Origin of the sequence: Pseudoalteromonas sp. S1608, from assembly GCF_005887265.1 — a bacterium.
GTDB lineage: Bacteria > Pseudomonadota > Gammaproteobacteria > Enterobacterales > Alteromonadaceae > Pseudoalteromonas > Pseudoalteromonas undina.
Genome location: NZ_PNDK01000007.1, coordinates 20,033 through 42,386, shown reverse-complemented (window position 1 = coordinate 42,386; position 22,354 = coordinate 20,033). Strand labels below are relative to the sequence as shown.

23 protein-coding genes are annotated in these 22,354 nt (G+C 40.7%); 5 read left to right on the top strand and 18 right to left on the bottom strand.

From position 1 onward, the window contains the following. Window positions 1–20 precede the first annotated feature (20 nt). The 3 genes from CWB75_RS04020 (at window position 21) to CWB75_RS04010 (ending at window position 3,772) form a co-directional block, all read left to right on the top strand. Window positions 21–995, top strand: coding sequence for a metallophosphoesterase (locus CWB75_RS04020; RefSeq protein WP_138569955.1), 975 nt, complete (start codon window positions 21–23; stop codon window positions 993–995). 11 nt (window positions 996–1,006) lie between these two features. Beyond that, window positions 1,007–2,959: a phytase gene (locus CWB75_RS04015; protein WP_138569954.1), complete on the top strand. Its 1,953-nt coding sequence runs from the start codon at window positions 1,007–1,009 to the stop codon at window positions 2,957–2,959. 135 nt (window positions 2,960–3,094) lie between these two features. Next, window positions 3,095–3,772 (top strand): hypothetical protein, encoded by a 678-nt coding sequence (locus tag CWB75_RS04010; RefSeq protein WP_041709101.1) that lies wholly within the window; start codon window positions 3,095–3,097, stop codon window positions 3,770–3,772. A 3-nt stretch (window positions 3,773–3,775) separates the two neighbouring features. Here the strand turns inward: CWB75_RS04010 and pdxR are convergent, their stop codons facing one another. Next, window positions 3,776–5,239 carry a MocR-like pyridoxine biosynthesis transcription factor PdxR gene (pdxR, locus tag CWB75_RS04005; protein WP_138569953.1) on the bottom strand — a complete coding sequence of 488 codons (1,464 nt, stop codon included), beginning with the start codon at window positions 5,237–5,239 and terminating at the stop codon, window positions 3,776–3,778. Between the two features lie 105 nt (window positions 5,240–5,344). Between pdxR and CWB75_RS04000 the strand changes: the two genes are divergently transcribed. Both CWB75_RS04000 and CWB75_RS03995 read left to right on the top strand, forming a co-directional pair. Beyond that, window positions 5,345–5,920 carry a GNAT family N-acetyltransferase gene (locus CWB75_RS04000; protein ID WP_138569952.1) on the top strand — a complete coding sequence of 192 codons (576 nt, stop codon included), beginning with the start codon at window positions 5,345–5,347 and terminating at the stop codon, window positions 5,918–5,920. Continuing rightward, a complete protein-coding gene (locus tag CWB75_RS03995; protein ID WP_138569951.1) occupies window positions 5,920–6,507 on the top strand; it encodes an FMN-binding negative transcriptional regulator in 588 nt (195 codons plus the stop codon). The genes CWB75_RS04000 and CWB75_RS03995 overlap by 1 nt, the downstream gene beginning before the upstream one ends. Before the next feature lie 79 nt (window positions 6,508–6,586). Here the strand turns inward: CWB75_RS03995 and cyoE are convergent, their stop codons facing one another. The 17 genes from cyoE to CWB75_RS03910 form a co-directional block, all read right to left on the bottom strand. Next, entirely contained in the window at window positions 6,587–7,471 is an 885-nt protein-coding gene (gene cyoE / locus CWB75_RS03990; RefSeq protein ID WP_008111919.1) for a heme o synthase, read from the bottom strand. 9 nt (window positions 7,472–7,480) lie between these two features. Continuing rightward, window positions 7,481–7,837 carry a cytochrome o ubiquinol oxidase subunit IV gene (gene cyoD, locus CWB75_RS03985; RefSeq protein ID WP_138569950.1) on the bottom strand — a complete coding sequence of 119 codons (357 nt, stop codon included), beginning with the start codon at window positions 7,835–7,837 and terminating at the stop codon, window positions 7,481–7,483. Continuing rightward, window positions 7,837–8,469, bottom strand: a complete 633-nt coding sequence (cyoC, locus tag CWB75_RS03980) for a cytochrome o ubiquinol oxidase subunit III (RefSeq protein WP_138569949.1) — start codon at window positions 8,467–8,469, stop codon at window positions 7,837–7,839. The genes cyoD and cyoC overlap by 1 nt, the downstream gene beginning before the upstream one ends. Beyond that, on the bottom strand, window positions 8,466–10,454 hold the full coding sequence (gene cyoB / locus CWB75_RS03975; RefSeq protein ID WP_138569948.1) for a cytochrome o ubiquinol oxidase subunit I: 1,989 nt from the start codon (window positions 10,452–10,454) through the stop codon (window positions 8,466–8,468). The genes cyoC and cyoB overlap by 4 nt, the downstream gene beginning before the upstream one ends. A 2-nt stretch (window positions 10,455–10,456) precedes the next feature. Continuing rightward, window positions 10,457–11,410: a ubiquinol oxidase subunit II gene (cyoA, locus tag CWB75_RS03970; protein WP_138569947.1), complete on the bottom strand. Its 954-nt coding sequence runs from the start codon at window positions 11,408–11,410 to the stop codon at window positions 10,457–10,459. A 327-nt stretch (window positions 11,411–11,737) separates the two neighbouring features. Next, window positions 11,738–12,166, bottom strand: a complete 429-nt coding sequence (locus CWB75_RS03965; RefSeq protein WP_138569946.1) for a hypothetical protein — start codon at window positions 12,164–12,166, stop codon at window positions 11,738–11,740. A 326-nt stretch (window positions 12,167–12,492) separates the two neighbouring features. Continuing rightward, window positions 12,493–12,705, bottom strand: coding sequence for a (Na+)-NQR maturation NqrM (gene nqrM, locus CWB75_RS03960; protein ID WP_010391098.1), 213 nt, complete (start codon window positions 12,703–12,705; stop codon window positions 12,493–12,495). Between the two features lie 97 nt (window positions 12,706–12,802). Further along, window positions 12,803–13,825, bottom strand: coding sequence for an FAD:protein FMN transferase (locus CWB75_RS03955; protein ID WP_054202029.1), 1,023 nt, complete (start codon window positions 13,823–13,825; stop codon window positions 12,803–12,805). Window positions 13,826–13,924: 99 nt separating this feature from the next. After that, on the bottom strand, window positions 13,925–15,148 hold the full coding sequence (gene nqrF, locus CWB75_RS03950; RefSeq protein ID WP_008111899.1) for an NADH:ubiquinone reductase (Na(+)-transporting) subunit F: 1,224 nt from the start codon (window positions 15,146–15,148) through the stop codon (window positions 13,925–13,927). Window positions 15,149–15,165: 17 nt separating this feature from the next. Further along, window positions 15,166–15,774 (bottom strand): NADH:ubiquinone reductase (Na(+)-transporting) subunit E, encoded by a 609-nt coding sequence (nqrE, locus tag CWB75_RS03945; RefSeq protein ID WP_006791490.1) that lies wholly within the window; start codon window positions 15,772–15,774, stop codon window positions 15,166–15,168. A 10-nt stretch (window positions 15,775–15,784) separates the two neighbouring features. Next, a complete protein-coding gene (locus CWB75_RS03940) occupies window positions 15,785–16,417 on the bottom strand; it encodes an NADH:ubiquinone reductase (Na(+)-transporting) subunit D (protein ID WP_006791491.1) in 633 nt (210 codons plus the stop codon). Next, window positions 16,417–17,166 (bottom strand): Na(+)-translocating NADH-quinone reductase subunit C, encoded by a 750-nt coding sequence (locus tag CWB75_RS03935; protein ID WP_024601889.1) that lies wholly within the window; start codon window positions 17,164–17,166, stop codon window positions 16,417–16,419. Before CWB75_RS03935 ends, CWB75_RS03940 begins: the two co-directional genes overlap by 1 nt. Then, the gene (locus tag CWB75_RS03930; RefSeq protein WP_008111893.1) at window positions 17,159–18,364 is read right to left on the bottom strand and encodes an NADH:ubiquinone reductase (Na(+)-transporting) subunit B; all 1,206 of its coding nucleotides are present in this window, start codon (window positions 18,362–18,364) and stop codon (window positions 17,159–17,161) included. Before CWB75_RS03930 ends, CWB75_RS03935 begins: the two co-directional genes overlap by 8 nt. Before the next feature lies 1 nt (window position 18,365). Then, on the bottom strand, window positions 18,366–19,709 hold the full coding sequence (locus tag CWB75_RS03925; RefSeq protein ID WP_054202028.1) for a Na(+)-translocating NADH-quinone reductase subunit A: 1,344 nt from the start codon (window positions 19,707–19,709) through the stop codon (window positions 18,366–18,368). A gap of 353 nt (window positions 19,710–20,062) precedes the next feature. Beyond that, a complete protein-coding gene (gene fabV / locus CWB75_RS03920) occupies window positions 20,063–21,256 on the bottom strand; it encodes an enoyl-ACP reductase FabV (protein ID WP_010391087.1) in 1,194 nt (397 codons plus the stop codon). A 109-nt stretch (window positions 21,257–21,365) separates the two neighbouring features. Continuing rightward, window positions 21,366–21,677, bottom strand: a complete 312-nt coding sequence (locus tag CWB75_RS03915) for a BolA family protein (protein ID WP_010391086.1) — start codon at window positions 21,675–21,677, stop codon at window positions 21,366–21,368. 69 nt (window positions 21,678–21,746) lie between these two features. After that, on the bottom strand, window positions 21,747–22,346 hold the full coding sequence (locus CWB75_RS03910) for an alpha-ketoglutarate-dependent dioxygenase AlkB family protein (RefSeq protein WP_138569945.1): 600 nt from the start codon (window positions 22,344–22,346) through the stop codon (window positions 21,747–21,749). Window positions 22,347–22,354 lie beyond the last annotated feature (8 nt).

Here is a 22,354-nt window from a genome sequence, read left to right as displayed (position 1 = left end):
TGCTTTTTTGGAGTTAAAACATGTTTAAATTGTCTTTCATAATGGCTGCGCTACTGTGCTCATCAGCGCTTAGTGCAAACGAGCCTGTTATTTATAAAGATGCACTATACCAGCAACAAAAAATAACCAAGTTAAATACGCTACCCGACAGCCTTAACTTTATGGTTATTGGTGATTGGGGACACAACGGCCACTTTTATCAAAAAGAAGTGGCTCATCAGCTAGAAATTGCCATGTACCAAACCGATGCCGATTTTATTGTCTCGACCGGCGATAACTTTTACCCAAATGGCGTGGCAAGTGTGAACGATCCTCTTTGGCAATCAGCCTTTGAGAACATATACCATGGCCCACACACATTTGAAGATTGGTATGTTGTTTTAGGTAACCACGATTACTTGGGTAATGCCCAAGCACAAATTGACTACACCGCAAAAAGTCAGCGCTGGCAGTTACCTGCAAGGTACTACAGTAAAACATTTGCGCTTGAAAACAACGAGCAAGTGTTAATGGTGTTTTTAGATACCAACCCAATTCAGCCTGAATATAAAGACCGTGATAAATACCGTTCAACCCAAGGACAAGACTATAAAACCCAACTTACTTGGCTTGAAACCCAACTTGGTGGCAGTAACGCAAAATGGAAAATTGTGGTAGGCCATCACCCGCTTTATTCAAGTGGTAAACGCTTTGGCCGCAACCAAGGGCTTCGCGACATTTTAGAACCTATTTTGGAGCGTCATAACGTGCACGCTTATATCGCAGGGCACGAGCACGACTTGCAATACAATCAACCAAAAAATAGCAAGGTGGCTCACTTTGTCTCTGGTGGTGGCAGCGAAGCGCGGTTTGTAAAACAACGTGAATTTACCCGCTACGCAGAAGCAACACCTGGTTTTTTAAGTATCTCTATCAATGGCGAAACTCTCAGTGTAAGCGCGATTAATCACCTTGGTGAAGTACGTTTTAACACTGAAAAGCACATAGATAAGTAAAGGATAAAATAATGAACTTTAAACTAAATACAATTTCAGCGGTGCTATCAAGTGCTGTGCTTGTAACTGCGCTTAGCGGTTGTACAAGTAATGACGATACCCAAAACACGACTGAAATAGCAAAGCTGGCTGTTGAGGCTAAGTTATTTGGCCCACAACAAAACATGCAAGGCTCACAAGCAGCTGCACTTGGTAATAATCAATGGCTAATGGCGAGCGAAAGCCAGGGCTTATTACTTACCGATAACGAGAAAAGCCGAGTGCTGTTAGCCGGTAACTTTGAGTCAATTTCACTAAAACAATTATCAGCGCAGCAATTTATATTAGCCAGTCTTGATAAGAGCCAAGACAACGTAGCTATTTTTAAACTTATAAAAAATGGCCAAACTTGGCAGCTTAATGAACTCACTCGTATTACCCCGCCTCAAGCTCAACCTGATGCTGTGTGTTTATTTAAAAACACCAATACCGAGACTGTATCAGCGTTTGTGCCGGATGTTCGCGGCCTGATCAGCGAAACGGTTATTTATGATTTAGCCACTAACCAAGCTAAAAATATTGCAGTACGTGAATTCTCTGCGGTCACTGAGGCTTCAGGCTGTGCTGTTAATGATGACACCAAAACTCTGTATGTGGGTGAAGCAGAGCTCGGAGTGTGGGCTATTAATGCTGATGCAGAATCAGATGCCAATAAGCAGCCTGTGGCTTTAGTACAGCCATACGGCGAATTAAACAGTGAGATTGGTGCCCTATCAGTATCACAAGACGGTACTTTATGGCTGAGTGCCACTGATGGTAATTTGGTTTATGCTTACCAAGCTCAAACAGACACGCTTAGCCAATGGTCACTGTCAGGTGAGTACACTATTGAGTCTGTTGCAGCGAGCTTTATTAATGACAATCAAGCGCAGCTAGTTTTGATTGATGATGAAACCGGCGCTTACATTCAAGCAAACGTTGACTACGCAGCGCAAACTTCTGTCTCAAATAGCAAAGTTGCTATGACTCACCTTCATGCCAGCGCACAAACCACACCGGTTGCAGCGTTTGGTGATGCAGCAGATGACCCAGCAATTTGGACAAATGAGCAAGATGCTAAAAATAGCTTAATTTTAGGCACAGATAAACGCCGTGGTTTGATGGTTTATGACCTTGCTGGCAACAAAGTACAGTCGCTTAATGTTGGCCGTTTAAATAACGTTGATGTGCGCCAACATCAAGGTATAAACAACGAAACCCATACGTGGATCACTGCCAGCAACCGTACACTTAATAGCATTAGCGTATTTACTGTTGATGGAGAAAACAAAGTAAACCATGTAACAGAAATAGCCACTAACTTACCTGAGATTTACGGCATGTGTATGTATTCGTCTGATTCAGGCCATTACGTGTTTGTTAATGATAAATCAGGTTTATTCCAGCAATATAAGCTCATCGGTGAGCAAGATAATCTAAGCGGTGAACTGGTTAGAGAGTTTACCCTACCAAGCCAACCTGAAGGCTGTAGTGCTGATGATAAACTAGGCCAATTATTTGCAGGCGAAGAAGATGCAGGAATTTGGTATATAGGTGCAGAGCCTACCGCTGGTAACAAAGCAGTAAAGCTACAAAGTGTTAATAAGCAACTGGTGGCAGATGTTGAAGGTATGGAAATTTATCATGCTAATGATGCTCGCTATTTAGTGGTATCAAGCCAAGGCGATAATAGCTATGTGCTTTACAACATATCAGATGATAAACAGCCTAATCTAAGCTTTGCAGGTAAGTTTAATGTAATTGCAAACCTAGATAAAGGCATTGATGGCGTAGGTGAAACGGATGGCTTAACCGTTACAGCAAAAGCTTTACCAGGTTACCCTGAGGGCATGCTTATAGTGCAAGACGGCTACAACCGCATGCCACTGCAACCGCAAAACTTTAAAGTTATTGACTGGCGCGAAGTGAAAAAAGCAATTAAATAATAGCTAACTCTAAATATACTGATACACACTAAAACTTTAGTGTGTATCACGTTTAAGCCTTACTAAAATTTAACTAAAGATAATTTTTTATAAATGTATACTACACTTTATATCTATAAATTAATTGAGGTTATTATGCGGCTACCCTACTTCGTATCTTTATTTATCAGCATTGTATTTTGTACCAGCTCGCTTGCTAGTGCCGAAGAGCCACCAGAACTTCCGCCATTAAACCCCAAATATGAAGCAGAGCATGCCATGGTATTGGTTAATAAAGGTTCAAGTGTATACGCCATTAACATACCAAGCTTTGAGCTTCCCTTTGATATGCATGTTATGTACAAGGTAGATGTATCTGATATTCCATTTTTAGATTTAGTACGTGATGCTGAGTTAGTTACCGTAAAATCAAAGCCGTTTAATATTCAACGCTTAATGCGAGGCGAAGAAGTCGCAATTACCGCAGATGTGTATCTTGGAGATTATAGACAAGGAGGTAGCTTAGTTTACAGTGATAAATTAATAGAGCTTAGCGAGCAGTTATTTACTCGTGAGCTAACTGATTTAAGTCCAGCCTCGAAATGGCAACAGTACGACATGGTTACGCTAAAAAATAACGAGCGCATTTACATTCACCAAATAACTCAGCCACCAAGCTATCATCATATTATGTTTGTTGATTTAAGTGGTGCCTGTTTACAAAAGTTTCGCACCTCAACTGAAGTGCCCTCTGCTGGTGAGCTCAATTATAAGTTTATAAATTGTGGCACATTGAAACCGATGTTTTATGATGCTGAAAGCTTAAGCAAATAAGCTTTATTTGAAAACGTGTTCAGCAATCAATTCAAGTCCAGCTCGCATCGCCAAAGTTGATTGCCCAGCAAATCCTAAACGTACATAACTGTGTTGCTTAGGTATTAAGCTACGTTCTGAGTCTTTAAAGTAAAATTCAGGCTCAACCTGTACATACACGCCTTTACTTTGCAGTACTTGCTTTAATTGGTCCACCGGTTTATTTAAATTAACCCACATCGCCATGCCACCGTCGGGTTTTATATATTCAATTGGATAGCCTGATAATTGCAGCTGCGTTAGATAATCACCCATCGCTTCATAGCGCTGCTTATAGAGCTTTGTCATACGCTTTAAATGGCGTTCAAAACCACCTTCTTTCATCCAGTGTGCGACAGCTAATTGCATAACCACATCATTTTTATGGTTCGTTAGCTGCTTCCATGCGGTTAATTGTGCGATTACCCCAGGCGCTGCACAGATATAGCCAATCCTTGCTGCTGAAAACATAATTTTTGAAAACGTTGATAGATATATCACAATGCCTGCGGGGTCATCGGCAGCCATGGGTTGCAAAGGCTGGCAACGGTAGTGAAATTCATGGTCGTAGTCATCTTCAATAATCATCACATTATGGGCATAACACAGCTGATAAATTTGTAAGCGCCGGGTGGGTGATAAGGTCACAGTCGTTGGGTATTGATGCAGTGGCGTTAAATACAGAAGTTTAATGGGATAGCGTTCAAGCTGAGTTTTAAAATCATCAACACACAACCCTTCATCATCTTGTTTTATATCTATAAGCTGCGCGCCACATGCTGCAAATGCTTTACGAGCAGGCGGGTAACCTAAGGTTTCGGTTGCAACATAATCGCCTTTATTAATAAAGGCTTTTGATACTAAAAAAAGCGCTTCTTGAGAGCCATTACACATAAGAATATCGGCTGTTTTTAGGTTTCGTGCTTTGTGTAAATAATGACTAATTTGCGATTTTAAATTAGGCTCCCCAGCCACATTACCATAGTGAAATTGGCTGGTATCTAAATGATTAAACACATGACTTACAGAGCGTTTAAATTCTTTATAGGGGAAGCATGTTAAATCGGGTAAGCCTCCAGCAAAGTTATAAGCATAGTGATTTAAGTCCATTGTAGGTTCTGACACCGTAAGCGTGGTAGCAAATCGATACGGCTTAGGAGCCAATGCTTGAGACTGGACAGTGTTTATACTGTTTTGAATAGGCAATGTATTGGTAACGCTGTAGCCTGATCGTTCATAGGATTCCAACCATCCTTCTGCGACAAGAAGTTGTAGGGCATTCATTATTGTATGACGGTTTAATCCGTATGCTTGTGCCATATCGCGTGCAGAGCTGAGTTTGCTGCCAGCGAGAATGTCCCCTTTTATAATCAACTCCCTAAGTGCATCTGCAATTTGCAGGTATTTAGCTTTACTCTGGCTAGTGAGCTTTATATTAAGTGGCTGCATAACACCTTCCAAACTGGTATAGGTAAAAATTAAATTCTGGTTGTTTTTAATAAACCAATAAAGCGTACATTTGTTATGAATAAATAGCAAAATATGGGGCTTATAATGTTCACAACGCAAATTCATCAAACCAACAAGGTTGCCTTAGAGCCACTTAAACTCAAACATCTCGAGGGTCTATATCAAGCAGGTAAACATCCACAAATTTGGCAGTGGGTATTAAGTAATTACGCACAAACTCAAGTTAAGTTGGAGCAATGGTTTACAAATAGCGCGCAGTTTAATCAAAACGAGCAAGTGGTATTTGCCATTATTGATAAACATTCACAGCAAGTTGTTGGCACAACCCGTTTATTTAGGTTAGACAGTGACAACTTAAGCGCTGAAATTGGCCATACCTTTATTAGCTTCACTGCACAGCGGACATACGTAAATACGCATGCAAAATATTTACTTCTGAGATATGCATTTAATCAACTTAATTTAATACGGATTAGCTTTAATACCCATGAGCACAATCAACAATCACGCAATGCAATTGCCCGTTTAGGCGCTAAGTTTGAAGGAATCGCCCAAAAAGACCGACGCCTAGAAGATGGTTCATATCGCAACACCGCAAAATTCAGCATTATTGACGAACAATGGCCAGCTATAAAGCTACGACTTGAGGAGCAATTATAATGTACCCACCCGAGCACTTTATGCAAAAAAATACCGAGCAATTGCATGCGCTTATTAATAACTTTCCATTAGCAACAATTTTTATGCCCTGCTCAAATAGTCAATTAAATAACATTTGTCATGTACCTATGTTATTCAACTCTTTAGAAAATATGTTTATTGCACATGTAGCAAAGCATAATCCACTATCAAAGCTTGATAATAAACAGGTGAATTTACTCTTTAATAGTGACAATTGCTATTTATCACCCTCCTATGCGGATAATCAAACATTGCCTAGCTGGCTTTACGCATCGGTGTTAGTGACTGCAAAAGTACATATTATTAAAGATGAGCTAAAAAAAGATCTCGTAATGCGAACCCTTACTAGTCATTTTGAGAAAACATTTGAGCCTGAGTGGAAAATTGATGAAGTGCCTGAGCAGCATCGCAATACAATGTATCAACACCTGAGTTTTATAGAGCTTACGCCAATTCACTGGCAAGGTAACTTCAAACTCAGTCAAAATAAATCAGCCGCTACAAGAAATAAAATAAAACAAAGTCTGGTAGATGCCAATAAGCACTCAATAGCGGCCTTGTTTTAGGAATGAAAAAAGGCTCCTCGCAATGCTCAGAGCCTTTGGTTAACTTTGGGAATTAACTCGGTTCATTGATCAGATAAGATCAGTTTAGCGCCACTAACTGTGGCGCAATTGTTTGATAATCTACCGCCATGGCAATACTCAAAGCGGTAATATTAATAATTGAAAACGCAAACACTTGGCGTGCCCAACGGGTGGTGTCTATGTTGTAGCGATACCCTCTAAGTGCCATGAGTAACCACCAAAAACTGGTGATACAGGCAACGGCCATAAAGGCAGCACCGGTATAACCACTAATTGGCAATAGCATCACCACTAAAGCATATACTGCAATATAAAGCACAATATGGCGCTTAGCTTTATTAACACCTTGCGCCACGGGCAATACTGGAATATTAGCGGCTTGGTAATCCTTAAAGCGAAAAATAGCAATCGCATATGAGTGCGGCATTTGCCACAAACTAAACATCACCAGCAGTATTAATGCGCCCATATCGAACACACCCGTAACGGCGCAATAGCCAACAACAGGTGGAACTGCGCCCGACAGACTACCAATAAAGGTGCCGTAAACAGAGTTGCGTTTCATGTAGAGGCTGTAAACCCCTACATAGATGACATAGCCAAAGGCGGCAAAAAATACCGCCGCTTGAGTGGTAAAGGCGATTAATAAGCCAAAGCCAATTAGCCCTAATAACACGCCATGACTTAAAGCGGCTTTTGCAGACATTTCGCCCGTTACAGTCACACGTGAGCGAGTACGCGCCATGGCAACATCAATGTCTCTATCAATAACATTGTTTATGGCACATCCCGATGCAACAACAAGCGATAAACCAACCAAGGTAACCAACATTAACCATGGGTCTATATCACCGCGGGCGGCGAGTAAAAAACCACCGGCAACGCTGATCAAATTCCCCATAATAATACCTGGCTTAGTAACAGCTAAATAACGACGAAACATCTGAAACCTCTAATACATCATCATTGCGTTTGATTCATAAATGATCCAAACAGACAGTCCAACCACCATGACGATGATCAACGCGCTAAACAAGAAGGTAAAGGTATTTGCTTTACCTTCATCAGTGGTGAAATTAAGGTGTAAAAAGTATTTTAAATGCACCCAAATTTGCACGATTGCTAAAGTAACGATACTCCAGAGTGTGGTGACCTTTGAAAAGTCGCCCTCCATCACCATCCAAAATGGAATGGCCGTTAAAATCATAGATAAGACAAAGCCAATCAGGTATGTTTTAACACTACCATGTGACTGATCATGATGTTGGCTTTGCATTTGCTCTAAAGCATGTGTTTCGCTATGGCTCATTACATTGCCCCCATTAAATAAACAACGGTAAATACACAAATCCACACAATATCTAAAAAGTGCCAAAATAAGCTTAAGCAACTTAAGCGCGTGACGGTTTGTTTACATAAACCGCGCTTAATCACCTCAATCATCATTATGCTCATCCAGATAAGGCCTGCAGTTACATGTAAACCATGCAAGCCCACTAATGAGAAAAACGATGTTAAAAAAGCACTTTGCTGTGGGCCATTGCCATGAACAATTAAATGATGAAACTCATAAATTTCCATACCAATAAACACCGCGCCTAAACAAAAAGTGACCGCGAGCCAACCAAGCGTCAGCGCCTTTTTTTGCCCTTGAGCGGCAATCATGGCAAAACCAAAAGTAATACTACTTATAAGTAGCGCCGCAGTTTCAACGGCAACAAAATCAAGCTCAAAAATATCTTTGCCCGATACACCGCCTGCGGTGTTCATATAAAGCACTGCGTAGGTTGCAAAAAATGAGGCAAATAAAAGGCAATCGGTCATTAAATAAAGCCAAAAGCCAAAGATTGTATCGCCTGAGGTATCGTGATGTTCATGCGTATGACTTACGCTATGAGGCTCTAAATTTACATGGCCTTGAGTTGCAGATAACGTACTCATGCGCTTACCTCCTTCGTGTTACTGGCAATATGCGCGCCTTCAATTTGTAATATTTCATCGTTTTGCACGTAGTAATCTACATCACTGGTGTAAGCACGGTTAATAAACAGCGCAATCGCGCCAATAAAACCAAGCCCTGCTAGCCACCAAATATGCCAGATCATGGCAAAACAAAACGCCGTTAAACTCGCAGCAATAAGCACACCCGATGCGGTATTTTTTGGCATATGAATTGGGCTATAGCTAGATTTACCTTGATAAGCTAGGCCTTTTTCTTTCATATCAGTCCATGTATCAATATCATCAACATGCGGGATTTCAGCAAAGTTATAGTATTGCGGTGGTGATGACGTTGACCATTCAAGGGTGTGACCGTTCCAAGGATCGCCAGTGGTATCATCAAGCGCTTCGCGGTTTTTAAAGCTCACATATAGCTGAATAATTTGGCAAATAATACCGAACATAATAATCACGGCCCCCACTGCAGCAATATAGAGCCAGATATTCCAATCAGGATTATTAGAGTGGTTTAAGCGACGCGTCATGCCCAAAAAGCCGAGTACGTACAATGGCATAAAGGCTACGAAAAAACCGATTAACCAACACCAAAATGACGCTTTACCCCAACGCTCATCAAGCTTAAAGCCCATTGCTTTTGGAAACCAAAAAACAAAGCCGGCTAAGTAGCCAAATACTGCGCCACCAATGATGGTGTTATGGAAATGAGCGATTAAGAATAAGCTGTTATGCAATACATAATCGGCACCAGGGATTGCCAGTAATACCCCCGTCATACCACCAATACTAAAGGTAATCATAAAACCAAGCGTCCACAGTACGGGAACAGTAATGCGCAAACGGCCTCGGTAAATAGTAAACAACCAACTAAATAACTTAACCCCAGTAGGCACAGCTATGACCATGGTCATCACCCCAAAGAAGGCATTTACATTGGCGCTTGAGCCCATAGTAAAGAAGTGGTGTAACCATACAATAAAGCCTAGAATAGAAATGGCACCGCTGGCATATACCATCGATTTATAACCAAATAAACGTTTACCAGTGAAGGTCGACACTATTTCAGAAAAAATACCAAAAGCTGGTAATACTAAAATGTATACCTCTGGGTGACCCCATGCCCAAAACAGGTTGATATACATCATGGCGTTACCGCCGGCTTCATTAGTGAAGAAGTGGAAATCTAAATAACGGTCTAGCGTTAGCATGGCCAGCACTGCGGTTAAAATTGGAAATGATGCTGCAATTAAGATATTTGCCCAGGTACATGCCCATGTGAAAATTGGCATTTTCATCAGTGTCATACCAGGGGCACGCATTTTAAATACTGTCACTAGGAAGTTAACAGCGGTTAATAGCGTACCGAGCCCCGATATTTGCAAGGCCCAAATATAATAATCGACCCCCACCCCAGGGCTAAAGGTCAACTCCGACAGCGGTGGGTAAGCAACCCAGCCTGTTTTAGCAAATTCACCAAATATAAGTGATAAATTTATTAAAATGGCGCCACTTGCAGTAAACCAAAAACTTAAATTATTTAAAAATGGAAAAGCCACATCGCGAGCACCAATTTGCAGTGGTACAACAATATTCATTAAACCAATCATAAATGGCATTGCCATAAAGATGATCATAATAACGCCATGGGCGGTGAATATTTGGTCGTAATGTTCTGGCGGCAGGTAACCTGGCGCACCACTGGTAGCAAGCGCCAACTGCGCACGCATCATAATGGCATCAGAAAAACCACGAAACAGCATGATTAGCGCTAATAAAATGTACATAACGCCTAGGCGTTTGTGATCAACCGAGGTGATCCAGTCACGCCAAAGCACACCCCATTTTTTATATTTTGTTATTAGCCCAGCTATAATAAGCCCGACAACAGCAATCACCGCCATGGTAACCATGATAATAGGTTCATGAAACGGAATTGCATCTATAGATAATTTACCTAAAAACGACATGATTATTCCTCGCCCTGGCTGTGTGATGATGGCATTGAATGATTACCCATTGCCTGATGCTCATTACTCATCTGCTGATGTTTACCCATCGAGTGATGTTTTTTGTTCATATCGCCATGCGCCTGCATGTATTTCATCACTATGGTATGGAATAAACCGTCATCAACCTTGCCATAATAAGCGACGGGATTATTTTCACTCGCTTTGGCAAGCTCAACATAATTGGCATGAGTAAGGCTATTAGCGTTGGTTTTAACCTGTTCAACCCACTGGTTAAAGTCAGCTTTTGTTGGCGTTGCGATGGCATTAAATTTCATACCAGTAAAACCCGCACCACTGTAATTAGCCGAAAAGCCTTTAAACGTGCCTGGCTCATTAGCAATTAAATGTAGCTTAGTTTCCATACCCGCCATTGAGTAAATTTGACTACCTAACTGGGGGATGAAAAACGAGTTCATGGTACTTTCTGATGTAATTTTGTATTCAACCGGAACATTAGCAGGAAATACCAATTCGTTTACCGTAGCAATACCTTGCTCAGGATAAATAAATAACCACTTCCAATTAAGTGATACCACTTCAACAGTTAAGTGTTCACCTTTACCCTCTATCGGTTTATAAGGGTCAAGCTCTTGAGTTGATTGCCAGGTGATCACACCTAAAATAACAACAATAACAATAGGAACCGCCCATACAACAGCCTCAATCTTATTAGAGTGAGCCCATTTTGGTGCGTAAATTTCATGGTTTTGTGTGTCTCTGTATTTCCAAGCAAAATATAAAGTCATCACAATAACGGGGATCACAACTAACAACATAAGCACAGTGGCGATGATGATCAGATTTTTCTCATCAATACCTATCTGCCCTTTTGGGTCGAGTACCCCGCCATTACAGCCTGATAAAATCAGCGCCATACTAGCTAAAGCAATATTAAAAAGGTTACGAATTAACAAGGGACTATCCTAAAACCTAAAGAGTTTTTATTAGCTGCCAAAAATATTTAGCAACGATATTTGATAAAAACCCAAGTTAATTAAGATTGAATTAAAAATAATGCAGAGCGAATGCAAGCATGAAGTATTGACCACTGGCTTAATAAAAAACACCTAGCAGAACCAACCCAGCTTTTTTAAACACATTAAAAAAACGCAATAAAAATTAACTTGGGTGAGGTGTGGTTGGCTGAGAGTGTGTAAAACACTAAGCTACATTGAAAGTAATCGATATTTACAGCAAGAATAAATAACTAGATACCACAGGTGTAACCTATACCCATAAAATTAATGGGTAAACAGACAACCTGTAAAGCTAGGTGGAGCACGACAGCCATGTGCAGCTTGCACGGGTTGCTGAACTTTAGCCTCGCTAAAAGCAAAGGCTGCTTTACGGAGGATTATTCCAGCACGACGCGCTGGAAACATGTGGAACAATAGCCAACAAAGGCCAATAAGTAACTGACACGATAAGATGGGATGAGCTAAAAATTCGGCAATGGTCAGTAATAATGGCTCTATAAATAAACCATCACTCACCAATGCTTCAAGCCTAAAGGCATCCTCAATAGCGCCACTAAGCAACATAACGGCATTAAAAACTAATAATGTTATAGCCACACTCACACCTCTTTTCGCTTTTTTAAAGCGCTCATGCAACACTGACTTACCTAAGGTAAGCAAAGCGCTGGTATGAAACAAAGAAAATGAGTTCAAAAACATTCACCTATTAAAATGACTAATAACAAAATTTGGCATACACCGTGGCAACAAAAACAGGTTGCAGCCGTAAAGCCTTATACAGTGACATGAAATACAGTCTCAACGCATTAGCACTATTTGGCTAAGCTAGAATTGATCCGCATCAATAGAACTTTCAAAACTTACTGAAAGTTCGGGCATGAGTATAACAAAGAGAGTTTTCTGTTCAAGATAAAAACACGATTATTTTATCAGCTGATGATTTATTTATGGCGATATAAATAAAAAACCTCCCGTAGTGAGCTACGAGAGGTTTTTTGTTTAAACAGAAATAAATCTATTTAAAGAATTTGGTTTTCTTTCCATACTTGCTCTTTGGCTAGACGCTTTTTGCGTTTATCGCATGGATCATCGCAATCACATGCTTTATCAATACCTACAGAGCCTAAGCCTCCGCAGCTACTCGCCATCGATTTTCTTTGAACTATCATGCCTATCGCCATAGCAGCGACAATTAAAATAAGTAAGCCAAAGGTTAGAAAAAAAAGTGACATTGCTTAGCCCCTATTGTTCAGCAATAAAATGAGCTCAAATAGCGTATTTGAGCTCCGTATATTATATACCCTCATGCTAAGGATATAAACCTAAAGACTATAAATATGGCTTAAACGCAGGACTTGAATAAGTGACTAAACCATCAGGCGATTTAGCAATTAAATACACTGGTAAATCATGCTGCTGCGCATAACGTTGTGCTTTTTCCATTCCCATAACCGTTAAAGCAGTCGCTAAACCGTCGGCCGTCATAGCGCTAGGGTGTAAAACTGTAACAGAAACTAAGTCATGCTTAATTGGCATCCCTGTCATAGGATCAATAAGGTGAGTATAGGTTTCGCCATCCATTGTATAAAAGATTCGATAATCACCTGAGGTGGCAATACCGTTATTGCCTGGTGCAAGTACACGGTGTACTTTTCGCTCACCTGGGTTTGCATCAGGTTGTTCAATTGCTATTCGCCATGCTTGATTGTCTGGTTTTGTACCAGCAATACGTAACTCCCCGCCAATTTCAACCATGTAATCTGTAATGCCTTTGCTTTGTAATAGCTCAGCCACTTTATCAATACCATATCCTTTTGCTGTAGCTGAAAACGACAACTCTAAATCAGCCATCGTTTTTGCTAAGCCTTGCTCGTTAAGGACCAGCTTATCTATACCAATGTTATTGATCATATTTGCCAGAGCTTCATTCGTTGGGCGCTTTGTTGGTTTTTTATCTGGGCCAAACCCCCATAAATCTATCAACGGCCCCATAGTCACATCTAGGGTCTTAGTTGAATTACCTATACGCATAGATTCACTAATAACTGCCCTGAAGTCATCACTGATTGGCATTACTTCGTTGGCATCTAAACGGTTAAAGGTGTTTATTTCTGACTCTTCGATATAGGTCGACATAGACTGGTTGATATCAACTAAAACCGCATCGATTTCTGCTTGTACTGCTTGAGGGTCAACTTGCTCAGCGTAAAACTTAATGTGGTAAGTTGTACCCATCGTTTTACCTTCTAAGTAGGTTTCCTCTGGGACTGATTTTCCACATCCAGATAATAGTAAAGTCAGCGTGATTATAAATAAGGCGATTATGCCCTGGGGAGTATTTACTTTGTTCATAACAACCCTACTTAATAGGTTAAAAATTAATATAAAAAAGCCTCGTCACATAAAATGCGACGAGGCTGGTATTTTAACTAAATTTAATCAGTTTGGGTATTAGCCACCGAAATCATCTAGTAAGATGTTTTCTTCTTCAACACCTAAGTCTTTAAGCATAGTGATAACAGCCGCATTCATCATTGGAGGACCACACATGTAGAACTCACAATCTTCAGGCGCTTCGTGATCTTTAAGATAGTTCTCAAATAACACGTTATGGATAAAGCCTGTGTAGCCTTCCCAGTTATCTTCTGGTTGCGGATCTGAAAGCGCTGTGTGCCAAACGAAGTTTTCGTTTTGCTCAGCTAGGCCGTCAAAATCTTCAACATAGAACATTTCACGTTTAGAACGCGCACCATACCAGAAACTAATTTTACGTTTAGAGTTTAAACGCTTAAGTTGGTCAAAGATATGTGAACGCATTGGTGCCATACCTGCACCACCACCTACGAATACCATTTCAGCGTCTGTGTCTTTAGCGAAGAACTCACCAAATGGACCAGAAATAGTTACTTTATCGCCTTCTTTAAGTGACCAAATGTACGAAGACATTTTACCACATGGTAGGCTTAGGTTTCTTGGCGGCGGCGTAGCGATACGCACGTTAAGCATGATGATGCCTTCTTCTTCTGGATAGTTAGCCATTGAGTAAGCACGAATTGTTTCTTCGTCTACTTTTGACTCCAGATCGAAGAAACCAAAATGGTTCCAATCGCCACGATACTCTTCAGGAATATCGAAATCTGCATATTTAACATGGTGAGCTGGCGCTTCGATCTGGATGTAACCACCCGCACGAAACGGCACTGACTCGCCATCAGGAATTTGTAGCTTAAGTTCTTTAATGAACGTCGCTTTGTTATCGTTAGAGATAACTTCACAATCCCATTTTTTAACACCGAAAATTGACTCTTCAAGTTCAATTTCCATGTCGTTTTTAACATTAACCTGACACGCTAGGCGACAACCTTCACGTGCTTCACCTTTAGAGATGTGGTCAAGTTCAGTTGGCAGAATATCACCGCCGCCTTCTTTAATGTGTACGCGACACTGGCCACAAGAGCCACCGCCACCACATGCAGAAGATACGAAAATACCTGACTCAGATAGTGCACCTAATAGCTTACTACCTGCTGATGTTTTAATGGCTTTGTCTGCATCGCCATTAATGCCGATGATGATATCACCGCTTGCAACTAGCTTAGATTTAGCACCAATGATGATTAAAACTAGTATTACAACGATAGCGATAAAAACACCAACGCCTAAGAAAATATCCATGATTGACCTCGCTATTATTACAGTGAAATACCAGAGAATGACATAAAGCCAAGACCCATCAAGCCAACAGTGATGAAGGTAATACCTAAACCACGTAAACCATCTGGTACGTCTGAATACTTCATTTTCTCACGGATACCTGCAAGTAATGTAATTGCAAGCGCCCAACCCACACCAGCGCCAATACCATAAACAACAGACTCGCCGAAGTTATAGTTACGCTCAACCATGAAGGCTACCGCACCAAAAATTGCACAGTTAACTGTGATTAGTGGTAAGAAAATACCTAATGCGTTGTAAAGCGGTGGGAAGAACTTATCTAATGCCATTTCAAGAATTTGCACTAGTGCTGCAATAACACCAATGAAAGTTAAGAAACGTAAAAAGCTAAGATCTGCTTCTGGGTAACCAAGCCACTCTAGTGAACCTGGTGCTAATACCGCATGATAAACCAAGTTGTTAACCGGTACTGAAATACCTAATACAACAATAACCGCTACACCTAGGCCAATTGATGTAGTTACTTTTTTAGACACGGCTAAGAAAGTACACATACCTAGGAAGAATGCTAACGCTAAGTTTTCAATAAAAACGGCTTTTACAAATAAACTAATATAATGTTCCACTTATCGCCCCTTACGCTTTAGCTTCTACTTGGTCTTTCTTATAAGTACGAAGTACCCAAATGAATAAACCAATGATGAAGAATGCACTCGGTGGTAAGATCAATAGACCCATAGGTTGGTACCAACCACCATTTTGTACTAATGGAATAATATCAACACCGAATAGTGAACCTTTACCGAATAACTCACGAATAAAGCCAACAGTAAGTAACACTACAGAGTAACCTAAGCCATTACCTATACCATCAAGGAAAGACATTAATGGCGGCGACTTCATTGCATAAGCTTCAGCACGACCCATTACGATACAGTTAGTAATGATTAGACCAACGAATACTGATAACTCTTTTGCCGTAGCGTAAGAGAAAGCTTGTAGTACTTGGTCAACCACGATTACTAATGATGCAATAATCGTCATCTGTACGATGATACGTACTGATGATGGGATATGGTTACGAATAGTCGAGATAAAAAGGCTAGAGAATGCAGTTACCAAGGTCAATGCAATTGACATGATTAATGCATTTTTTAAGCTAGACGTTACCGCTAGCGCAGAACAAATACCAAGTACTTGTAATGCGATTGGGTTGTTAGCGAAAACTGGACCAAATAGGACCGCCTTCATTTCTTTAGTATCAGCCATTAGTTCAATGCTCCTTTACGTACTTTCGCAAGGAAAGGGCCAAAGCCATTTTCGCCAGTCCAAAAATCAACTGCATGGTCAACACCATTAGACGTTAATGTAGCACCTGAAAGACCGTCGATCTTATGCTCATCACCGGCTGCAGTCCCTTTAACTATTTGGATTGGTAACTCTTTACCTTCCCACGTTGCAGTCCACTGTGGGTTTTGAATTTCACCACCTAAACCAGGTGTTTCGTTATGTTTGTAGAAAATGATGTCTTTAATAGTTTCGCCATCGCTTTCAAGCGAGATAAAACCGTACATTAAACCCCATAAACCATAACCCTGAATAGGAAGGATGATTGCATCAGTAGAGCCATCGTCTTTTTTAGAGATATAAACAGGCGCACGCTTGGTAATACGTTGAATACCAGCGATGTCTTTAATACCATTCTCTTTTAAAGATTTACTTAAATCAGCATCGTATTTGCTTTTTTCAAAGTCAAAATCTTCTACCGGCTCAGCAAACTCACCACTTTGCATATCAACAAAGCGGGTTTCGATTTTAGCTTCAAACGTTTCTGCAACGTTATCAACTTTGCCAATACCAGCAGCAGCTAAGATATTGCTTTGAATATCTTTTGCTTTATTTGCTTTTTGCAGAGGGCGTAGTTGTACAGATGTTAGCGATACAATAACTGCACACACTAAACATAATGAGACAACAACAGCTAGCGTTTTGCCAATTGATTCGTTATTACTAGACATTACGTGCCAACCTCCGCTTGATATTAGCTTGCACTACAAAGTGATCGAATAAAGGTGCAAACAAGTTAGCAAATAAGATTGCTAGCATGATTCCCTCTGGGTATGCAGGGTTAACAACACGGATCATGATAACCATAAAGCCAATAAGCGCACCGTATGCTAATTTACCTTTATCAGTAAATGCAGCAGATACAGGGTCAGTTGCCATAAAGAACATACCGAATGCAAAACCACCCAATACCATGTGCCAGTACCAAGGCATAGCAAACATTGCATTGGTTTCAGAACCAATGGTGTTCAGTATTGATGAGGTTACTACCATACCTAGGAATACACCTAGCACGATACGCCAAGATGCGATGCGCACGTAAATTAGGAATAAACCACCAATAAGTACAGCTAGTGTAGACGTTTCGCCCATAGAACCTTGAATGAATCCGTAAAACGCATTCCACCAAAGCTCAATATCAGTCGCGTAATTTAACGTACCAGCAAACGCTTGACCAAGCATCGTCGCGCCAGAGAATGAATCTACGGCAGTCCATACTGTGTCACCTGAAATTTGTGCAGGGTATGCGAAGAATAAAAACGCACGACCAGCAAGCGCAGGGTTTAAGAAGTTACGGCCTGTACCACCAAATATTTCTTTTGCGATAACTACACCAAAAGTAATACCTAGTGCAACTTGCCATAAAGGAATCGTTGCAGGCAGAATTAATGCAAACAATACAGAAGTTACAAAGAAACCTTCATTAACTTCATGCTTACGCACAGAAGCAAATAACACTTCCCAGAAACCACCAACAATAAAGGTAGTTGCATAAATAGGTAGGAAGAAACAGGCTCCGTAGAACATTTTCGCCCCCCAGCCTGCATCAACGGTTAATTCACCGCCAAGTAACTGGAATAAACCTACTTGCCAAATATTCGCTAGCTCAAAGCCATTACCAAGTGCAATTGCAGCTTGATGACCAATGTTGAACATACCAAAGAACATGGCAGGGAACGTCGCCATCCACACTAAAATCATCATGCGTTTTAGGTCGATGTTATCACGAACGTGAGTTGAACCTTTATTTACGTAACCTGGCGTGTAAAAAATAGTCGCAGCAGCTTCATACAGCGCGTACCATTTCTCATGCTTACCACCTGGTTCAAAATGTGGTTCGATATCTTCTAAGAAAGTTTTTAAGCCCATTTTAGCCTTCCTTCTCGATCGTAGTTAAGCAATCGCGTAGGGCTGCGCCGTACTCGTATTTGCCAGGACAAACGAAGGTGCATAACGCTAAATCTTCTTCATCTAATTCAAGCGCACCTAATGAAATTGCACTGTCTAAATCACGAGACAATAAGTCACGTAATAAAAGCGTTGGCAAAATATCAAGTGGCATAACACGCTCATAGCTTCCAAGTGGAACCATGGCACGTTTTGAACCGCCCGTAGACGTTGTCATTTTAAATAAACGACTCGGTGTAAGGTGAGACAAGAATGTACGCGTTACAGAGAATTTATCACTACCTGGTGCAATCCAGCCAAACAATTCTTTTTCGCGACCTTCAAGTAATACAGATACTTGAACGTGGTAACGGCCTAAGAATGCATGAACACCAGACGACGTAGCACCTGCAAGTACAGAACCAGAAATAACACGGTTATCACCGTCTTCTAATTCACCTGCTACTAAGTCATCTAATGAAGCACCTAATTGTGTTTTCACTAAACGAGGATTCTTAACACGCGGACCTGCAAGCGAAATCACACGGTCTGTGTAAATTTCACCAGTAAGGAAAAGGTGACCATACGCAATAACGTCTTGGTAACCAATGTGCCAAACTTGCTTACTAGCAGATACTGGGTCAAGGTGATGGATATGAGTGCCAACAAGGCCAGCTGGGTGCACGCCACCAAACTCATGTACTTCTACTTGAGCAATAGGTGAACTAGGAACTTGACTGCCTGCTTGCTTACAAACAAATACTTTGCCATCGGTTAAACGTGACACAACAGCCAAACCTGCTTCAAACGCTTTCGCATTTTCAGCAATAACTACTGCAGGATCTGCAGCAAGTGGATTGGTATCGATAGCTGTCACAAAAATAGAGCTAGGATTTGCATCCAACGCCGCTATTTTACTAAATGGGCGAGCACGAAGTGCTGTCCATTGACCCGATTGAACTAGTACTTCTTTAGCTTTTTCACGGTCTAAGCTGTTAAGCTCAGTTTCCGAGAAAGAACCAAAGGTGATTTGCTCACTGCCGTTTACTTCAATAACAACAGATTGCAGAACACGTTTAGCACCGCGATTAATTTCTTTTACTGTACCAGAAGCTGGTGCAGTAAATAATACGCCTGGGTTCTTTTTATCTTCAAAAAGTACCTGGCCTTTTTTGACTTGGTCATCCACACGAACATGCATGGTTGGACGCATACCGATAAACTCTTCACCTAGCACAGCTACACGTTTGACGGCAGAACCATCATGAATAACTTGCTGAGGTGCGCCCTCTAAGGGTAAATCCAGACCTTTTTTTATATTGATCATACGCACTTGCACTACATTAACGGAAAGAAACTGAAAAATCGTACCAACCACGCCGCTATTTGTATTATTGCAAGCTATAAAATGACTCGCTATAGATACCAAACAAGCAGCGCAGTAAAACTCCTCACATATTGCTTTGATTTTAACATTATTGTGACTGACTATGCGAGTGTATTTATGAAAATTATACGAGAGAAACGTTTATTTAGTTTTGTAATTCATAATTAATAAAATACAAGCTAGACCAAAGTGGTAAATAAACCAACAAATAGCAAAATTTTTTTCAAATCAAGGCTAAAAAACAAAAAAGTCGCACTAGGCGACTTTTTCAAAATTGCATTACTAGCTACAGATTAATCAATCATATTTGCAATTGGCGCAACAGGATTAACATCTTGCTCGTAATCAACCGTATCAATGCCAAAACCAAATAGGCGTAAAAACTCATTATGGTAGCCCACGTAATCCGTTAACTCATCAATTGAACTTGTGTCTACACTATCCCAAATAGTTTGAACACGTGCTTGAACGTCATCTTCCAGCTCTTTGTAGTTTTGGAATAAATGTCCGCCCTCATCAAAACGTGGTGAATCACCGTATAGGTTTTCATTAAATAACGCATGAATTTGCTCAATTGTGCCCTCGTAAGTGCCATCAGCCTTCATCACTTTAAATAGTGCCGAAATGTAAAGCGGCATTATTGGGATTGCCGAGCTTGCTTGGGTAACAACCGCATTAAGTGAAGAAACGTAAGCTTCGCCATTTAAATCTTGGGTAGCGGCTTTAATAGCTGCAGTGGCACGGTCTAGATCTTCTTTTGCCTTACCTATGGTTGCATGTCCATATATTGGCCAAGTTAGTTCTTTACCAATGTATGTGTAAGCCGTTGTTTTAAAGTTATCTGCTAGTACATCAGCGTCTTTAAGGGCGTCAATCCACATTTCCCAGTCTTCGCCACCCATTACTTTAATGGTGTTGTCGATATCGTCTTGGTTTGCTGCTTCAACAGTTACTTCATCAATTTCACGCTTTGACGTATTTAAGTTTTTAGTCGTTACCGCATTACCAATTGGCTTAAGTGTTGAAGAAAACACTTCCCCTGTATTTGGATCAGTACGACGAGGTGATGCTAAGCTGTAAATAATACAGTCAACTTTACCTAATTCAGCTTTAATGGTGTCGATTGTTTTTTGTTTGATTTCGTTAGAAAACGCATCACCATTAATATTTTTAGACCATAAGCCTTCAGCTTCAGCGGCTGCTTGAAATGCCGCCGTGTTATACCACCCCGCAGAGCCTGTTTTACGTTCAGTGCCTTCTTTTTCAAAGAACACACCTAATGTTTTAGCGCCACCACCAAATGCAGCGGTAATACGAGATGCAAGGCCATAACCTGTAGACGCACCAATAACTAATACATTTTTAGGCGCATTTTTTAATGCCCCTTGTTGCTTTACGTAATTAATTTGTTCTTGAACATGCTCTGCACAGCCAACTGGGTGTGCATTGGTGCAGATAAATCCGCGAATTTTAGGCTTAATGACCATTGATCATCCTATATCTTTTACAATAAAAATTAGCGCTAGTTTAAAGGCTAAAACAAAAAAAACTGATCTGATCAGTTACGCACTGCTCAAACCACCTTCTAGCTACCTGTTATCCAACTTTTGAGCCGCCCATGCAATTAGGTGACTGCGGGGCTTCGCCGTCGTGCTCTGTAAATTCCTCAGGAGTATAAGTGTGCATAGCAAGCGCATGAATATGATTTGCCAGCTCATCTTTTAAAATTTCATTAATTTCACGATGACGCTGCAATAATCGCTTACCAGCGAATTCTTCACTGACTACAATCACTTTAAAGTGAGATTCAGTCCCCGCACTGTGCATATGGCTTTCGTTAATAACATTTAAATGCTTACACGCAATAGCATTTGCTAGCTTGTCACGTATTTGTTGTTGCATTGACATAAAAACCATCCTCAAAATTCAGTTATATGGTTACTATAACAACTGCGGCTACACCATGGCTAATGCTATTTAACTGAAACCATTATTAATATAGCGAAACGTTAAACTGATCCGCGGGTGTTTAAGTGTTGTTTGTTTAGGCAACGCATGTTGATAATTTTGTTGACTCTGCCCGCTCATTATTAAACAACTACCACTTTGTAATTTGATGTTAGTAATGCTGTTGCTTACTTTGTGTTTAAGTTTAAATAACCGTTCTGCACCAAGCGACACACACGCTATGGTAGGCTCAGGCCCTAGCTCAGCCTCGTCATCGCTATGCCAACCCATACAATCGTGGCCATCCCGATAATAATTAACCAAAATTGAGTTAAATGGTTGCTGTAGGTGATTTTCTAAACGTGTTCGCATGGCAAGTAATACGTCTGGCCAAGGCTCTAAGTCGAGTTTATGCCCAGAATAACCGTACTCAAGATTTTCTTCGCTGATAAAACATTGTAGCCTAGGTATTGGCCCCGTTTTACCAAACACTGTAATGTTTGGCTGTTGCCAATTTAGGTTTTGCTGCAAATAATAAAATAAATCGAGGCTTTTTTGTGCGCTAAGTACCTTACTTTGATAAGAAAAGCCATTTGGTAACAGTTGGGGGTTGGCGTTTGGCGGTTGCATGTTAGAAT

What these genes read in the sequence shown, in the direction of transcription:
- cyoC (WP_138569949.1), bottom strand. Translation starts at nt 8,469, where the DNA reads ATGAGTACGTTATCTGCAACTCAAGGCCATGTAAATTTAGAGCCTCAT.
- cyoB (WP_138569948.1), bottom strand. Translation starts at nt 10,454, where the DNA reads ATGTCGTTTTTAGGTAAATTATCTATAGATGCAATTCCGTTTCATGAA.
- CWB75_RS03925 (WP_054202028.1), bottom strand. Translation starts at nt 19,709, where the DNA reads ATGATCAATATAAAAAAAGGTCTGGATTTACCCTTAGAGGGCGCACCT.
- CWB75_RS03940 (WP_006791491.1), bottom strand. Translation starts at nt 16,417, where the DNA reads ATGGCTGATACTAAAGAAATGAAGGCGGTCCTATTTGGTCCAGTTTTC.
- CWB75_RS04000 (WP_138569952.1), top strand. Translation starts at nt 5,345, where the DNA reads ATGTTCACAACGCAAATTCATCAAACCAACAAGGTTGCCTTAGAGCCA.
- CWB75_RS04015 (WP_138569954.1), top strand. Translation starts at nt 1,007, where the DNA reads ATGAACTTTAAACTAAATACAATTTCAGCGGTGCTATCAAGTGCTGTG.
- nqrF (WP_008111899.1), bottom strand. Translation starts at nt 15,148, where the DNA reads ATGGATATTTTCTTAGGCGTTGGTGTTTTTATCGCTATCGTTGTAATA.
- CWB75_RS04020 (WP_138569955.1), top strand. Translation starts at nt 21, where the DNA reads ATGTTTAAATTGTCTTTCATAATGGCTGCGCTACTGTGCTCATCAGCG.
- nqrM (WP_010391098.1), bottom strand. Translation starts at nt 12,705, where the DNA reads ATGTCACTTTTTTTTCTAACCTTTGGCTTACTTATTTTAATTGTCGCT.
- CWB75_RS03935 (WP_024601889.1), bottom strand. Translation starts at nt 17,166, where the DNA reads ATGTCTAGTAATAACGAATCAATTGGCAAAACGCTAGCTGTTGTTGTC.
- CWB75_RS04010 (WP_041709101.1), top strand. Translation starts at nt 3,095, where the DNA reads ATGCGGCTACCCTACTTCGTATCTTTATTTATCAGCATTGTATTTTGT.
- fabV (WP_010391087.1), bottom strand. Translation starts at nt 21,256, where the DNA reads ATGGTCATTAAGCCTAAAATTCGCGGATTTATCTGCACCAATGCACAC.
- CWB75_RS03955 (WP_054202029.1), bottom strand. Translation starts at nt 13,825, where the DNA reads ATGAACAAAGTAAATACTCCCCAGGGCATAATCGCCTTATTTATAATC.
- CWB75_RS03995 (WP_138569951.1), top strand. Translation starts at nt 5,920, where the DNA reads ATGTACCCACCCGAGCACTTTATGCAAAAAAATACCGAGCAATTGCAT.
- cyoE (WP_008111919.1), bottom strand. Translation starts at nt 7,471, where the DNA reads ATGTTTCGTCGTTATTTAGCTGTTACTAAGCCAGGTATTATTATGGGG.
- cyoD (WP_138569950.1), bottom strand. Translation starts at nt 7,837, where the DNA reads ATGAGCCATAGCGAAACACATGCTTTAGAGCAAATGCAAAGCCAACAT.
- CWB75_RS03915 (WP_010391086.1), bottom strand. Translation starts at nt 21,677, where the DNA reads ATGTCAATGCAACAACAAATACGTGACAAGCTAGCAAATGCTATTGCG.
- CWB75_RS03930 (WP_008111893.1), bottom strand. Translation starts at nt 18,364, where the DNA reads ATGGGCTTAAAAACTTTCTTAGAAGATATCGAACCACATTTTGAACCA.
- CWB75_RS03910 (WP_138569945.1), bottom strand. Translation starts at nt 22,346, where the DNA reads ATGCAACCGCCAAACGCCAACCCCCAACTGTTACCAAATGGCTTTTCT.
- pdxR (WP_138569953.1), bottom strand. Translation starts at nt 5,239, where the DNA reads ATGCAGCCACTTAATATAAAGCTCACTAGCCAGAGTAAAGCTAAATAC.